Annotated in this window: 12 protein-coding genes and 1 tRNA gene; 6 read left to right on the forward strand and 7 right to left on the reverse strand. The window is 57.8% G+C overall.

Annotated features, from left to right (window positions below; genetic code table 11):
• Positions 1-8: 8 nt before the first annotated feature.
• On the reverse strand, positions 9-1175 hold the full coding sequence (locus AAGD24_RS09125) for a cation diffusion facilitator family transporter (protein ID WP_379867189.1): 1167 nt from the start codon (positions 1173-1175) through the stop codon (positions 9-11).
• A gap of 372 nt (positions 1176-1547) precedes the next feature.
• On the opposite strand from AAGD24_RS09125, the gene AAGD24_RS09130 reads away from it, so the two are divergent.
• The gene (locus AAGD24_RS09130; protein WP_041333094.1) at positions 1548-2567 is read left to right on the forward strand and encodes a quinone-dependent dihydroorotate dehydrogenase; all 1020 of its coding nucleotides are present in this window, start codon (positions 1548-1550) and stop codon (positions 2565-2567) included.
• A 214-nt stretch (positions 2568-2781) separates the two neighbouring features.
• Here AAGD24_RS09130 and rmf read toward each other — a convergent pair whose 3' ends face one another.
• Positions 2782-2991 carry a ribosome modulation factor gene (gene rmf / locus AAGD24_RS09135; protein WP_040474610.1) on the reverse strand — a complete coding sequence of 70 codons (210 nt, stop codon included), beginning with the start codon at positions 2989-2991 and terminating at the stop codon, positions 2782-2784.
• A gap of 322 nt (positions 2992-3313) precedes the next feature.
• Here rmf and rlmKL point away from each other — a divergent pair, with 322 nt between their 5' ends.
• Complete coding sequence (rlmKL, locus tag AAGD24_RS09140) at positions 3314-5497, forward strand: bifunctional 23S rRNA (guanine(2069)-N(7))-methyltransferase RlmK/23S rRNA (guanine(2445)-N(2))-methyltransferase RlmL (RefSeq protein WP_379867192.1); 2184 nt, start codon at positions 3314-3316, stop codon at positions 5495-5497.
• Here rlmKL and AAGD24_RS09145 read toward each other — a convergent pair.
• Positions 5481-6107 carry an outer membrane beta-barrel protein gene (locus AAGD24_RS09145; RefSeq protein ID WP_085681001.1) on the reverse strand — a complete coding sequence of 209 codons (627 nt, stop codon included), beginning with the start codon at positions 6105-6107 and terminating at the stop codon, positions 5481-5483. The two genes, rlmKL and AAGD24_RS09145, sit on opposite strands and share 17 nt — an antisense overlap.
• A gap of 113 nt (positions 6108-6220) precedes the next feature.
• A complete protein-coding gene (locus tag AAGD24_RS09150) occupies positions 6221-6700 on the reverse strand; it encodes a hypothetical protein (RefSeq protein ID WP_379867194.1) in 480 nt (159 codons plus the stop codon).
• Between the two features lie 110 nt (positions 6701-6810).
• Between AAGD24_RS09150 and AAGD24_RS09155 the strand changes: the two genes are divergently transcribed.
• Entirely contained in the window at positions 6811-8103 is a 1293-nt protein-coding gene (locus AAGD24_RS09155; protein ID WP_085682020.1) for a M18 family aminopeptidase, read from the forward strand.
• A gap of 1 nt (position 8104) precedes the next feature.
• Here the strand turns inward: AAGD24_RS09155 and AAGD24_RS09160 are convergent.
• Positions 8105-8180 (reverse strand) — tRNA-Asn (locus AAGD24_RS09160).
• Between the two features lie 73 nt (positions 8181-8253).
• On the opposite strand from AAGD24_RS09160, the gene AAGD24_RS09165 reads away from it, so the two are divergent.
• Positions 8254-9219 (forward strand): YheT family hydrolase, encoded by a 966-nt coding sequence (locus AAGD24_RS09165; RefSeq protein WP_379867196.1) that lies wholly within the window; start codon positions 8254-8256, stop codon positions 9217-9219.
• A gap of 7 nt (positions 9220-9226) precedes the next feature.
• On the opposite strand, the gene AAGD24_RS09170 is transcribed toward AAGD24_RS09165, so the two are convergent.
• On the reverse strand, positions 9227-9859 hold the full coding sequence (locus tag AAGD24_RS09170) for an arylesterase (RefSeq protein WP_041333102.1): 633 nt from the start codon (positions 9857-9859) through the stop codon (positions 9227-9229).
• An 80-nt stretch (positions 9860-9939) separates the two neighbouring features.
• Between AAGD24_RS09170 and AAGD24_RS09175 the strand changes: the two genes are divergently transcribed.
• Together AAGD24_RS09175 and AAGD24_RS09180 are read left to right on the forward strand one after the other, a co-directional pair.
• Positions 9940-10632: an ABC transporter ATP-binding protein gene (locus AAGD24_RS09175; RefSeq protein WP_379867322.1), complete on the forward strand. Its 693-nt coding sequence runs from the start codon at positions 9940-9942 to the stop codon at positions 10630-10632.
• Entirely contained in the window at positions 10632-13118 is a 2487-nt protein-coding gene (locus AAGD24_RS09180; RefSeq protein WP_228210742.1) for an ABC transporter permease, read from the forward strand. The genes AAGD24_RS09175 and AAGD24_RS09180 overlap by 1 nt, the downstream gene beginning before the upstream one ends.
• A 17-nt stretch (positions 13119-13135) precedes the next feature.
• Here the strand turns inward: AAGD24_RS09180 and AAGD24_RS09185 are convergent, their stop codons facing one another.
• Complete coding sequence (locus tag AAGD24_RS09185; RefSeq protein WP_379867198.1) at positions 13136-13930, reverse strand: substrate-binding periplasmic protein; 795 nt, start codon at positions 13928-13930, stop codon at positions 13136-13138.
• Positions 13931-13983 lie beyond the last annotated feature (53 nt).

Genomic DNA, 13983 nt, shown 5'->3' on the forward strand with positions numbered 1-13983 from the left:
ACGCCCTGTCAGTGCTCGGTATGGGCGTGCCATATCCTGAGGCTGCCGAACCACGCGTAGCGGCCAAGGTCCTCGCTGATCTGACGGGCGTCAGGAAGTGCCTCAGACTCAGGAATCTCCATAAACAGTTCCATATGGACCCGGTTGCGGAGGTAATGCAGCCGTAGCCGGTTGTTGGACGGCAGGTTTTCAATGTGTTGGTGAAGTACCTCGCGGATTTCCGCTCGGGCGGGCAGTTGCTCGGAGGTCTGGGGGTGGATTTCGTCGTTCTCGGCATCAATGTGGAAATTGATGTCGAGAATGTTGTCCAGGGCATTGCGCATGGCTTTTACCACCTGCATTCCTATCTGATGCCCTTCGGAGACACTGATCTCCGGCGACACCACAAGGTGCACATCCAGCAGGATGTCATGCCCCATGCGTCGGCTGCGAAGTTCATGCACGTTGCGCACGCCGTCGGTCTTACTGGCGATGTGTTTCAGTGCTTCGGTATCTTCCGGGGACAGGCCTGTATCGACGAGTTCTTTCACGCTGTCGCGGGTGAAGCGCCAACCGATGTGAATGATGATCCCGGAGATAATCACTGCCGCGAGAATGTCCAGCCACAAATAGCCCAGCATGGCGCCGATGGTCGAGAAGAGCACCACCACGGAGGAGAGGGCATCAGTGCGGCTGTGCCAGGCATTGGCGATGATCAGGTCAGAACGGATCGCTATGCCAACCCGACGCGTGTAGCGATAGATCCATTCCTTGCTGGCAATGGAGATGACGGCTGCCACCAACACCGGCCATTCGGGAATGTTCACAGCGCCGCCATCAAGCAGTCTCAGGGTGTTATCCCAGGCCAGGGCCGCGCCAACGGCAATGAGGATGCTGCCGAGCACCATGGTGCCCATGGTCTCTATGCGTTGGTGGCCATAAGGATGGTCTTGGTCTGGCGCTTGACGGGACACCCGCATGACGCCCAGTACGACCAGGTCCGATGCGACATCCGTAAAGGAATGAATGCCATCCACCAAAAGCGCCTGGGAATGAAACAGCGTTCCGGCGATGACCTTGAGAATGCCCAGTACACCATCCAGTAGCATTCCGATAACGGTTACACGCGATGCTGCCCTGCGCTCCTGGGGGAGTCCCTTGTGTTCTTGGGAGGAAAAGGTCTGCTGGTCCGTCATTGAGGTTCTCCGTGGGCCTGATCGTCAGTATAACGAACCTGCCACTGTATGTTTTATGCACATGGGCGGAATCGCCGAATGACGTAACATTCTGTGACTGAACTGCCTGTCGTGACAGAAAAGGCTCCGTAACTATTTGATATTTATAAATAAATAAACTGATCAAAAAATGATCAATCTGTAGGCTGGCGCGAATATCAAGGGTTCGGCCGCGTTGCCCCGCGATTTTCAACAGGGTTATCCACAGATTCCGTGGAAAAGGTCACAAGAGCTTAACGCTACAGACATTTAGCCGTCATATTTAAGGTGTAGGGCGATGCTGTGGAAAACTTCCGGTATACTCCGCATCGTTCTCGATCAGGGAGATTGTGTATGTATGGCATTATGCGCGAACTGCTGTTCCGGCTGCCACCGGAGACTGCTCATAACCTGACGTTGTCGGGGCTCGATATGGCAGGAAAGCTCGGGTTGCTCCAGGCGCTCGTCAGCAAGCCGGAGCCGCTGCCAACCAAGGTGATGGGCCTGGAGTTTCCCAATCCCGTTGGGCTGGCTGCAGGGCTCGACAAGAACGCTGATCATCTGGATGCCCTGGGCGCATTGGGATTTGGGTTTATCGAAGTAGGCACTGTCACGCCTCTGGCTCAGCCCGGCAACCCGAAGCCGAGAATGTTCCGGCTCCCTGAGCACAGCGCCATTATCAATCGGATGGGTTTTAACAATCATGGCCTTGAGCACCTGCTGGATCAGGTGGACAAGCGTCGTTACGCCGGCGTACTGGGTATCAATGTCGGCAAGAACAAGGCCACACCCAACGAGGAATCCGAATCAGATTACCGCAAAGGTATTGCGGCGGTGTATTCCCGCGCTGACTACATCACGGTGAACGTATCATCCCCCAATACGCCCGGCCTGCGGGATCTTCAGTTTGGCGACTCTCTAAAGGGCCTGATGCACGCCATCAAGGAGGAGCAGGCACGTTGTGAGAAGGAACATGGGCGCTACGTGCCGTTGGCGGTTAAGATCGCCCCGGATATGGACGACGACGGAGTGCGCTTTGTGGCCAACGCCCTGAAAGAGTCGGGGCTGGACGGTGTCATAGCCACCAATACCACCATCAGCCGCGAGGCCGTTGCCGGGCATCGGTACGCGGAAGAAGCTGGGGGGCTCAGCGGGGCGCCGGTAAAGGCGTCTTCCACCCGGGTGATTCAGGCTCTGTATGCGGAACTGGGAGAGTCGTTACCGATTATCGGGGTAGGCGGCATTACCGACGGTGACAGCGCGGCTGAAAAAATTCGTGCCGGCGCAAAGTTAGTGCAGATTTATACCGGTTTTATCTATCGCGGTCCGGCGCTGATCCGGGAGTCGGTCGACGCGATTCGGCGTCTGACTTGATGCGATGGTGAGAACGGTGTGCCATGAGGTGTGCCAGGAAGTGAGGCCAGAAATAAAGTGGGCCCGCTTAGCGGGCCCGTGCGGGGAATAAACCCCGTGGCGTTTCATCGCATGGTACGGGTCGGGAGGACCCGTTTGGGTTGCTCTGGGTACTGCGCCAAATTGTGTGTTGTTGAAAGATCAGATTAAAGATTCGGGGTGCTGACAAACAACGTTATGCCGTTACGTTTGCCAGTCTGTGGATGCCGGATACGCCGGTCATGCCCTCCCATTGATCTGTGCGGCCTTCTCGCCACCCGTTGAGCCATTCCTGGCGAACTTCCGGCTGTTCCAACGGGCAACTGTCTTTTGCTTTACCGGACACGCCGGCCAGGTAACCCCGTTTGAATGCACGAGCGTACATATCTCTTTTCTGTCTTTTCATGCCGTTCCTCACTGATGGATTAACAGAACAAGCGTGTACACATCTGCCGTGGCCGGGACTTGGGGCAACCCTTCCGGGGTAACCCACTATTGTCAGGTATGGCCAGAGCAGTCAGGATCCTGTTAACAGAGAGCCCTTTGTTGGCTCCCCGAAACGACGCGTCACCTACAAGGTAAGACTAAGCCAGCGCCCTTGTACACTATTTATTTCATCTATATGAAGCTTCTCTTATAGTTGTGTGACATAACAAGCCAGTGAAAACCTCGGAAAATGCGCTAATCCCACGACCTTAGCCACCGTAGAAACGACTCAGGAGTCGAACGTGTCAGACCTTAACTTTTTCGTAACCTGCCCCAAGGGCCTGGAGTATTTGCTGGAGGACGAACTGCGTACCTTCGGCATGGACCCGGTCCGGAACGCACCGGCAGGTGTCTGGGCCAACGGCACCCTTGAAAGTGGCTATCGTGCCTGCCTGTGGTCGAGGCTCGCAAACCGGGTCATCCTTCATCTGGCGGACGTGGATGCCACCTCCGGTGACCAGATGCTGGGGGGGGTGACGGATCTGGAGTGGCAGCAGCATATTCCGATGAATGGCAGTTTTCGCGTCAACTTTGTCGGTCAGAACGAAGCCATCCGAAACACGCAATATGGTGCCCAGCGAGTGAAGGATGGCATTGTGGACCGTCTACGCAGTGCCAGTGGTCAGCGGCCTTCCGTGGACGCCAAAAACCCGGATGTAACGGTATCCGCACGCCTGAATCGCGGCAAACTGTCGGTAGGCATCGACCTGAGCGGCGACAGCCTCCATAAGCGGGGCTACCGCACGGAAAAGGGGGCAGCGCCACTGAAGGAAAATCTGGCGGCGGCTCTGCTGACGAGATGCGGTTGGCCGGAACTGGCGAAAGCCGGCGGCGATTTCATCGACCCTATGTGTGGTTCCGGCACGCTGGTGATTGAGGCTGCCATGATGGCTCTGGATCTGGCGCCCGGCCGCAAGCGCGAACGTTTCGGTTTTGAGCGTTGGCTGGGCCACCAGCCGGACCTGTGGTTGTCACTGCGCCAGGAAGCCGAGAAGCGCGCCTATACAGGCAAGCAGGGCATTGAGGGGCGCGTTCCTGCCTTCCTGGGCTTTGACCAGGATCGAGGCGTGATACAAACCGCAGGGAACAACCTGCAACGGGCTGGCCTGGAAGGCATCGTAACCATCAAGCAGCAAGGAGTTGACCAGTTCAGCCGCGAAGAGGCCTGGGCCGAGACTGGCCTGGTGTTGGTTAACCCTCCCTACGGCGAGCGCCTGAGCGAACGCAAGGAGCTGGGTGGTCTTTATCGCAGCCTGGGTGAAGCCGTTAAGGAAGCGTTGCCGGGCTGGCGGTTTGGCGTATTCACCGGTGCGCCCGAGTACGGCAAATCCATAGGCCTTCGTAGCTACAAGCAGTACCGACTCTACAACGGCAAGTTGCCGGCGCAGTTGCTGTTGTTCAACGTGGATGACGCCAGCGCCATGACACCGCGGGAGCCCGATGTACCTGGCGAGGTGACGCCTCGCATCGCCAATGAAGAGCGCGCTGCGATGCTGCGCAATCGCCTGAAGAAAAATATGAAGACCGTCGGCCAGTGGGCCCGCAAGCAGGGTATCGGCTGTTACCGCCTGTATGACGCCGATATGCCCGAGTTTGCACTCGCTATTGATGTCTACGAGGGTCGTGTCCACGTTCAGGAGTACGCTGCTCCCAAGTCAGTCGACGAGCGTTCCGCACGGGAACGGTTGGCCGAGGCTCTGGCGGTGATTCCTGACGCCATCGGTGTCGAGCGGGAAGACATGGTCTGCAAGCAACGACAGCGGCAGACAGGTACCAGCCAGTACGAAAAGCAGGCAGCCAGCGGAGAGTTTTTTAACGTTCACGAACATGGTTGTGTTCTGAAGGTGAACCTCAAGGATTACCTGGATACGGGCCTGTTCCTGGACCATCGACCAGTACGTAGCTGGATTCAGCAGAACGCGGCGGGCAAGCGGTTCCTGAATCTTTTCTGTTATACCGGAGCGGCCACCGTGCACGCAGCGGTCGGCGGCGCGACCCGTTCACTGAGCCTGGACATGTCGAAAACCTATGTGAACTGGGCTCAGGAAAATCTTGCGCTTAACGGTGCGGATGCATCCCATCACCGGGTGGAGCAGGCAGATTGCCTGGCGTGGCTGGCGGGCAAGCCAACCAGCGATCAGCGTTTTGACCTGATTTTTATGGATCCGCCCACCTTCTCGAATTCCGCCCGCATGGCCGGGGTACTGGATATTCAGAAAGACCATGGCAGGTTGATACGCCAGGCGATGCAGCGGTTGACCTCAGAGGGCCTGCTGATTTTCTCGACCAACTTCCGGCGCTTCAAGCTGGATGAGAGCCTGGAAGAGGAGTTCGCCATTGAAGAAGTGACCCGGGACACCCTGGACCGGGATTTTCAGCGCAATGCTCGAATTCACCGGTGCTGGCAGGTCAGAACTCGTATTTAAAACCGGTTGAGAACTGGAAGGTGTTCGCGCCGGTTTCGGTGTCTTCAAACAACCGGCCGCCTTCCAGGACGATGAAACCGTTATCGATAACCTCGAAATCCAGGCCAAGCAGCCAGCTCACGCTGAAGGAACTGTCCGGATATTCGTCCGCGATTGAGGCGTAGGGCGAGTCATCGTCAGGATCGGCTTCCCGGGCCTTGCCCAGCGGAGTCAGAGTGGCAACCCCCTGGACGTGGGAAAACCCGAACTGGGCATAGGCGTTGGCGTAATCGGTGATCGGGTAATGGCCGCCGATGTACCAACTGGCGAAGTACTCGATGTCCAATTCCAGTTCGTTGTCGATTTCGGCGGTGGTGGTACCCGCACCTGCGCGGATCTCCACGTGAAAATACTCGGAAATATGCGTTCCAAGCACCATGGATCCTGTGGTTGACCAGGCTGTTTCGAGGGTGTTCTGGCCTACAGACCGGTGGTTGAGGCCGGTGGCCAGAATGCCGACGTAGGTCATGCCTTCGCGGGGAACTTTATCCTGTGCGCTGGCCATGCCCGGTGTGAGCAATGCTGCGGAAAGCGTGGCGGCCGTGAAGAGGTGTCGCAACAGCGTGTTCATTGTTATTGGGCTTCCTGGCGTTGTCGGATTCCGACAGATTCTGCCTTCTGTAACTGTTTGTTACGTCGACACAAGTCACAGTTCGCATTGCCAGCGACGTTGTAGGATGGGGTTCAGTCGAAGAAGCCTTCCTCACGTGCAATCAATAACAGTGCGTAGACCCCGTTTTCGGGCAGTTGAAGTTCCAGGCCTTCGTCGGACAGCAGTTGCCTGCGTCGGTCGTCCAGCGCTTCCCGGGGCAGGGACGTGACCAGTTCTTCCATGCCCGCGATTTCGAAGGGCGCGTCCATGGCGACGGCGGTGAAGATCAGATCCACCAGGATTTCGTCCGGGTCCATGCCGTCCACGTAAACCGTCTGGTCGGGCAGGTCCTGATGAAGCTCCTGGGCCAGTTCGATCAGGGGCACGCCCTGTTCTTCCAGGTAGAGCAGGTCGATATCGCCCAGGTCGGCGTCTTCCGGTATCCATTCGTCGGCCGGGGCGATGACGACGGTTTTCATCTGACCGTCTTCCAGTGACCAGGCCATGGCCACGGGGAACAGAACGTCGTCGGTCTGGCAGTATTCGATATCAAGAAAACGCGGTGCGGGCAAGGTACACTCTCCGGGTAGCCGGGCTGCGCGGGCAGCCGTTTTGTACGGATATGACGTCGGGCGCCATCATGCCATACTGGCGCCGCAATTATCAGTTTATCAGGGACATCATGGAACACGCTGAATTTAACACCAATCTGCTCGAATTTCTGAACGCATCACCGACCCCCTGGCACGCTGTAGCCAGTATGAAGCATCGTCTTGATCAGGCGGGTTTCAAGGCCTTGGATGAGAAAGAAGACTGGGAACTGGAAGCGGGGCAGGGCTATTACGCCATCCGTAACGGCTCATCCATCGTGGCGTTCCGCACTGGTCGCCGCGACCCCGCGGAAGCCGGTATTCGTATGGTGGGTGCCCACACCGACAGCCCCTGTCTGAAGGTGAAACCTAATCCGGAACTGCGCCGCAAGGGGTTTTTCCAGTTGGGTGTGGAAGTGTACGGCGGCGTGTTGCTGAATCCCTGGTTTGATCGTGACCTGTCCCTGGCGGGTCGGGTCACTTACGTGGATGAGTCCGGGTCGGTGAAAGACACACTGATCGATTTTCGCAAGGCGGTGGCGTATATACCCAGCCTCGCCATTCATCTGGACCGGGAAGCCAACAGCAATCGCACGGTTAATCCACAAACCGATCTTCCGCCGGTATTGATGCAAGTGCCGGAGGACGACACCACCCGCTTCACCGATCTGCTGACCGACCAATTGGCCACGGAGGCCCCGGGTGTCCGCGTTCGTAAAATTCTGGGCTATGAGCTTGGCTTCTACGACGCCCAGCCAGCATCGCTGGTGGGGCTGCGCGAGGACTTCATTGCATCGGCACGGCTGGATAACCTGCTGAGCTGTTACATAGGGCTGCAGGCTTTGATCGAATCTTCCGGAGACGAACCGGCGCTGCTGGTATGCAACGACCACGAGGAAGTGGGCAGCATGTCGGCGGAAGGGGCTCAGGGGCCGTTCCTGTCAGCGGTTCTGGATCGTTGGTGCGGTAAGGGTCGGGCGCGCGCGATTGCCCGCTCGATGATGATCTCGGCGGACAACGCTCATGGTATCCACCCCAACTACATGGACAGGCACGACGAGAACCACGGCCCGCTTCTGAACCAGGGGCCAGTGATCAAGGTCAACCATAACCAGCGTTACGCCACCAATAGCCGCTCAGCAGCGTTGTACCGCCACATCAGTGATGAGCTTGACCTGCCATATCAAACTTTTGTGGTGCGCAGTGACATGGGGTGTGGAAGCACGATTGGCCCGCTCACCGCCGGTAATCTTGGGGTGACAACGCTGGATATCGGTGTGCCACAGTTTGGCATGCACTCAATCCGGGAAATGGCAGGAACCAGAGATGGGGTGACGTTGTTTCGGGTGCTGCGGGAGTTCATGCAGCGAGAGGAGGTACTGTAAATGGCTCCCCGAGCTGGGCTCGAACCAGCGACAAACGGATTAACAGTCCGTTGCTCTACCAACTGAGCTATCGGGGAACAAAGTCGGAATGGCGCGCATAATAGGGACTTTGCCCGGCGGCGTCAACCCCATGAATTGAAAGGTTAAATTTTGTACGACCACAATCTGTATTACAAGCCACCCCTGTGGTTGCGCAATGGCCACGTCCAGTCTGTCTGGCCGACTCTGTTTCGCAAGGTGTCACTGACAAAGCCGGTCAGGGAATCGCTGCCAACAGAGGACGATGACGAGTTACATCTGGATTGGTATCGCCAGGGGAACGACCGGTTGGCGGTGTTATCCCACGGCCTGGAAGGGCACAGTCAGCGTCCTTACATGCAGGGATTGGCGCGCGCGCTGTTGAACGACGGTTGGGATGTATTGGCCTGGAACTTTCGTTCGTGCGGCGGTGTGATGAACCACCAGCCCCGCTTTTACCACAGCGGCGCAACTGGCGACCTGGACAGGGTCGTGCAGCATGGACTTGCTCAGGGATATGGAAAAGTGATGCTCTCGGGCTTCAGCATGGGCGGTAACCTCACTCTGCTATACCTCGGGCAGAAGTCAGAGCAGGTGGATAGCCGTATCTGCGGCGCTATCACCTACTCCGTACCCTGTGACCTGGCCGGCAGTGCCGATACGCTGGCCCGGCCCAGCCGGCGTATCTACATGCAACGTTTTCTGCGTGACCTTCACGCGAAGATGGAAGAGAAGTCGAAACGATTCCCGGGGCTGATCGATATTACCGGGTTCGAAAAGATTCGCAGTTTCCATGAGTTTGATGATCGCTACACCGCCCCGTTACACGGTTTCCGAGATGCCAGGGACTATTGGGACAACTGTTCTGCCTTGTGGACTTTAAAGGACATCCGTGTGCCGGCGCTGATGGTTAACGCTGCCGATGACCCGTTCCTGTCCCGGCAATGTTTTCCAGAATCCCGTGCGCAACTGGGCGCTTACGTGAGGCTGGAAGCGCCCCGCTGGGGCGGCCATGTCGGCTTTGTTGAGCACGTTCAGGATGGCTATTACTGGTCGGAGCGGCGGGCTGTGGCGCATGCCCGCACGCTGGTGGCTTAAAGCAGGGCTATTCCCTGAGCATGGGTTCCAGTACTGGCCAGATGTTATCGAGCAACTGACCCTGCGCTTCTGCCGTTGGATGAATGCTATCGCCCTGCATCATGCCTTCCTGGTCATAGATACCTTCCAGGAAAAAGGGGAGTAGTTCGGTCTCGTACTGGTCAGCAAGTTCGGGGTAAATGTCCGCGAAGGCGCGGGTATATCGCTGACCGTAATTGGGCGGAATCTGCATGCCCACCAGCAGGGTTTCGGCGCCCGCCTCCTTTACCTGCTCAATCATCCGGGCCAGGTTCTGGCGGATAACGTTGGGCGGAAATCCCCGCAAGCCATCGTTACCGCCGAGCTCGATGACAACAACGGCGGGTTCGTTCTTATCCAGAAGATCCGGCAGGCGGCGTAGACCGCCGTCGGTGGTTTCGCCGCTGATGCTGGCGTTCACCACCTGCCAGTGGTCCAGGCCCTCGCCCTCGAGCCGTTCCTGAAGCAGAGCCACCCAGGATTCCCCGGTTTGCACGCCGTAGGCTGCGCTGAGGCTGTCGCCAACGATCATCAGTGTGCTCTGGCTGGCCTGAGCCTGGGCACCAACACACATTAAAGCGAGAAAAACTATTGATCTCAGGCGTAAAAATACCGTATGCATAGAGGTCCTGTGTTCAAGACAACCGTTGTGGAGAGCTCGTGAGCGACTTAAGTGATCACAAACCGGATAATGTTAGCCCCATGCTGAAAGTCAGTAACCTGACGCACAAGGTCAGCCTGGAGACAGATACGTTGACGATCTTGCAGGGGGTCAGCCTGGAAATCAACCGGGGTGAATCCGTCGCCATTGTCGGGCGCTCCGGCTCCGGGAAAACCACGTTGTTGGGGCTGTTGGCCGGATTGGATACCCCATCTGATGGCAACGTTGAACTTGATGGTTCGGTGATCAGCAAGCTCAGTGAGGATGAACGCGCGAAACTCCGGTCCCGCCGTGTTGGCTTCGTGTTCCAGTCATTCCAGTTATTGCCGGCCCTGACCGCGCTGGAGAACGTTATGCTGCCGCTGGAGCTGGGCGGTTTCGATTCTCCGAAAGCCAAAGCAAAGGAGTTACTGGAACGGGTCGGGCTTGGCGAACGGCTCTCTCACACCCCGAGGCAGCTTTCCGGTGGCGAACAGCAGCGGGTGGCCATTGCTCGCGCCTTTGCCTCCGAGCCGGCCATCCTGTTTGCCGACGAACCCACGGGCAATCTCGACAACCGCACTGGCGCTGACGTATCCGACCTGTTGATGACCCTGAATCGGGAGCAGGGCACAACATTGGTCATGGTGACCCACGACGAACGGCTTGCCGCCCGCTGTGGCCGACAATTCAATATCGAGGCCGGTGTATTGACCGAGCCCTCGACGGCCCCTCAGCCAGAAGCGGTGAACTGATGGCGGCTTCAAAGAAACTCATGTCGGTCAAACGTGACTGGCGGGAACGGGATGTTCGTGTGGTGCTCTCGGCACTGATCATCGCGGTTGCCACGGTAGCAACCATTGCCCTGTTCGCCAGCCAGTTGCAGCGTACCCTGGTGTCGTCAGCCAGCTCTTTTCTTGCCGCGGATCGCCAACTGGAAGCGGAAAACGGCCGCCCGATTCCTGAGGGTTGGATGCAGGAAGCCGAGCAAAGAGGGCTGGAAACGGCCCGTATGGTCGAATTCTCCACGATGGTCTTTGGTGCCGGGAATTTCCAGCTGGTGTCGGTCAAAGCGGTGAACAACGCATACCCGCTGCGGGGCGAAGTGGAATACCAGGAGGGTGCGGAGGCGCCGAGGCAAACGGTTGCCCATGGACCTGCGCCGGGCGAGGTCTGGATCAACCCGCGTTTGCTGCGACTCCTGGAGCTCGAATTGGGAGACACCCTGGAGGTTGGCAATCAGGGGCTGATCATTTCTGGCCTGCTGGTGCGTGAGCCGGACGGCGGCTTCAATATGTCCGCTCTGGCGCCGCGGGTAATGATGCACGTGGATGACGTTGGCGCCACCGGTGTGATTCAGGAGGGCAGTCGGGTTGAATACGTGTACCTGTTTGCCGGTGAAGAAGCGCTGCTCGACGATTACTACGGTTGGCTGCAGCCACGTCTGGAGCCCAGCCACGAGTGGGAGGGTGTGCGAGACGGCGAGACCTTCTCCCGCTCCCTGGAACGGGCTGAGCGTTTTCTGTTGCTGGGTGGCAGCCTGGCGGTGATGTTGGCGGCGGTCGCCGTGGCGGTCGCCAGCCGTCAGTACGCGTTATCGCAACGGGATACTGTCGCGCTGTTGAAAACCCTGGGGGTTCGCAGCCAGGGAATAGGCCGCCTGTACCTGCGTCGATTGGCTCTGTGGGGTATTGTTGGTGCCGTTGGCGGCCTGTTGGTGGCCTTACCTCTGTATTGGCTGCTGTCCAGCGTGTTGGGGGATGTGCTGGAGCGGCAGATAGACTACCAGATTGATCCCAATGCGTTGGCGCCGGCGTTGTTGACAGCGCTGGTGTCGCTGTTTGCCTTTGCGTATCCGCCCATCCGAAGGCTGCGGAATGTACCGGCGATGCGGGTGTTGCGAAGCCAGCCTGGCGAATCCGGCCGCGAAGCGATTCCCGACCTGGTGATTGCAGTCGTCGCAATCTTTGGCTTGGTATGGATGTATGCCAGGGAAGTGTCCCTGGTGTTGTCCCTGCTTGGTGGGCTTGCCTTGCTGCTCGGTACTCTGGGCCTGCTTGGGTGGTTGATGGTCACTACGCTGCGCCGCATCAGTGGTGGTGGGAACGCCTGGCGGCTGGCACTTGTGGGTCTGTACCGGCATCGCCGAGCCAGCCTGTCCCAGATTGCGGTCTTCGCCATGACGTTGATGCTGGCGGCCACGCTGATCCTTGTCAGAACGTCCCTGCTGGACGACTGGCAGTCGCAATTGCCTGAAGACACGCCCAATCACTTCCTGATCAACATCGCCCCGGAGGCGGTGGATGAGGTGGATGCATTCTGGGCGGAACGCGGGCACCCACTGGAGAAGCTGTATCCCATGGTCCGTGGCCGGCTTACCGAGTTGAATGGGAAGCCGGTGAAGGAAGCCGTGACCAAGGACGAGCGGGTCGGTGCCCTTAACCGCGAGTTAAACCTGACCTGGATGGAAGAATTGCCGGAGGACAACGGCATTGTTGCTGGCCAATGGTTCACGAACGGGCAGACCGACGGTGTCTCCATTGAAGCGGAGCTGGCTGGAAAGCTCGGTGTTGAGGTGGGGGATGAGCTTGGCTTCACCATTGGCTCAGAGAAGATCTCGGAAACCGTGACCAGTGTTCGTACGGTCCAGTGGGACAGCATGAAACCCAATTTCTACATGGCGTTTCCTCCGGGAGGTGGGCTGGAAGACATGCCCGCCACGTGGATTACGGCGTTCTATCTGCCGGCGGACCTGAAATCCCAGCTCAACGATTTTTCACGCCGGTTTCCCACGGTTTCCGTACTTGAAATCGACCATGTGATTGAGCGTATTCAGGAAATCGTACGGCAGGTTACCCAGGCTATCGAAGCGATATTGGCGTTGATCCTGGCCGCCGCTCTGGTTGTGATGGCTGCGGTAGTCAGTGCCACCATGCAGGATCGGCAACGGGAAGGTGCGCTGCTGCGGACTCTGGGCGGCCGACAGACACTGCTGGTAAGGAGTACCATGCTGGAATTCGCGTTGCTGGGATTCTTTGCCGGTATTCTCGGCGTTGCGGCTGCGGAAGGCGCCGTCTGGGCGTTGCAGTTCCGCATGTTTGAAGGCGAGTTCCGTTGGCACTGGCAGACCATACTGCCCATCCCACTGTTCAGTGCCCTGGTGTTGGCGCTGTTCGGTCGCTGGCAACTGAAGCCCGTATTGAGCGTATCGCCGATGCTCCTGCTCAGGCGACTTGAATAACAGAGGCGATTCGGGAGTTAACGGTAGTTGGAGAGAATTTCATCCAGTGTGCCGTTCTCCCGGAGGGCTTGGAGTTCCCGGTTAAACGCGTTGGCAAAAGGTGCCCACTCCTTCCGGAGCATCAGTCGGAAACCGTATTCGCTGAGCTTGGTCGAGGTAGTGGTGAACTCCTTCTGGAGCCCCTCGTTCCGCAGGATCCATTTGCCAACCAGACGATCTGCGATCGCGGCGTCGAGATCTTCGCCATGGAGAACGTAAAGGAACATGTCCCGGTCCTTGGAGACGTCAAAGCGCCTGATGTCTCCTGACTCAAAGTACGGTTCCAATGCGGGGTAATGGTAACCGAGGTGGGTTACCAGGGTTTTCGAAAGCAGATCCTCAGGCACTTCAAACTGAAACGCTGAGTCTTTCGGCACAAACAGGACTTCTTCAATATTCACCACGGGGTCTGTGAAGACAAAATCCTCGGGGTTGTCAGTCCATTCCTTCGCCCGGGTGGTGCCGTCTATGTAGCCGTCCATCAGCATCTGATCGACCCGTTTGCGGGGAATTTTTTCGGCGACAACGCGATAATCCAACTGCTTAGCCACCAGGACAACCACGTCCCACATGATGCCGGACTGTTTGTCGCCTTCTGTGATCAGGTAAGGAGGGTAGCCATTCGGCGAGACGTTAAATCGGAATACTTGCTCTGCGTCCTGTGAGGGAGCTTCCTCGTTAGCGAATGCAGTTGCGCCGCAGAGGGACGTAAACAGGAGTGCCAGTGACGCAAAAGAGATCAGGATGTGCCGACTGGATGAGTCTTTGCGCATAGATGCGAGGCTCTGTTTCAAGGAGATATTCTAATCCGGCTACATCCCTGCCA

Origin of the sequence: Marinobacter sp. M5B, assembly GCF_042604615.1 — a bacterium.
Classification (GTDB): domain Bacteria; phylum Pseudomonadota; class Gammaproteobacteria; order Pseudomonadales; family Oleiphilaceae; genus Marinobacter; species Marinobacter salarius.

What these genes read in the sequence shown, in the direction of transcription:
- AAGD24_RS09125 (WP_379867189.1), bottom strand. Translation starts at nt 1,175, where the DNA reads ATGACGGACCAGCAGACCTTTTCCTCCCAAGAACACAAGGGACTCCCC.
- AAGD24_RS09130 (WP_041333094.1), top strand. Translation starts at nt 1,548, where the DNA reads ATGTATGGCATTATGCGCGAACTGCTGTTCCGGCTGCCACCGGAGACT.
- rmf (WP_040474610.1), bottom strand. Translation starts at nt 2,991, where the DNA reads ATGAAAAGACAGAAAAGAGATATGTACGCTCGTGCATTCAAACGGGGT.
- AAGD24_RS09145 (WP_085681001.1), bottom strand. Translation starts at nt 6,107, where the DNA reads ATGAACACGCTGTTGCGACACCTCTTCACGGCCGCCACGCTTTCCGCA.
- AAGD24_RS09155 (WP_085682020.1), top strand. Translation starts at nt 6,811, where the DNA reads ATGGAACACGCTGAATTTAACACCAATCTGCTCGAATTTCTGAACGCA.
- AAGD24_RS09170 (WP_041333102.1), bottom strand. Translation starts at nt 9,859, where the DNA reads ATGCATACGGTATTTTTACGCCTGAGATCAATAGTTTTTCTCGCTTTA.
- AAGD24_RS09175 (WP_379867322.1), top strand. Translation starts at nt 9,940, where the DNA reads ATGCTGAAAGTCAGTAACCTGACGCACAAGGTCAGCCTGGAGACAGAT.
- AAGD24_RS09180 (WP_228210742.1), top strand. Translation starts at nt 10,632, where the DNA reads ATGGCGGCTTCAAAGAAACTCATGTCGGTCAAACGTGACTGGCGGGAA.
- AAGD24_RS09185 (WP_379867198.1), bottom strand. Translation starts at nt 13,930, where the DNA reads ATGCGCAAAGACTCATCCAGTCGGCACATCCTGATCTCTTTTGCGTCA.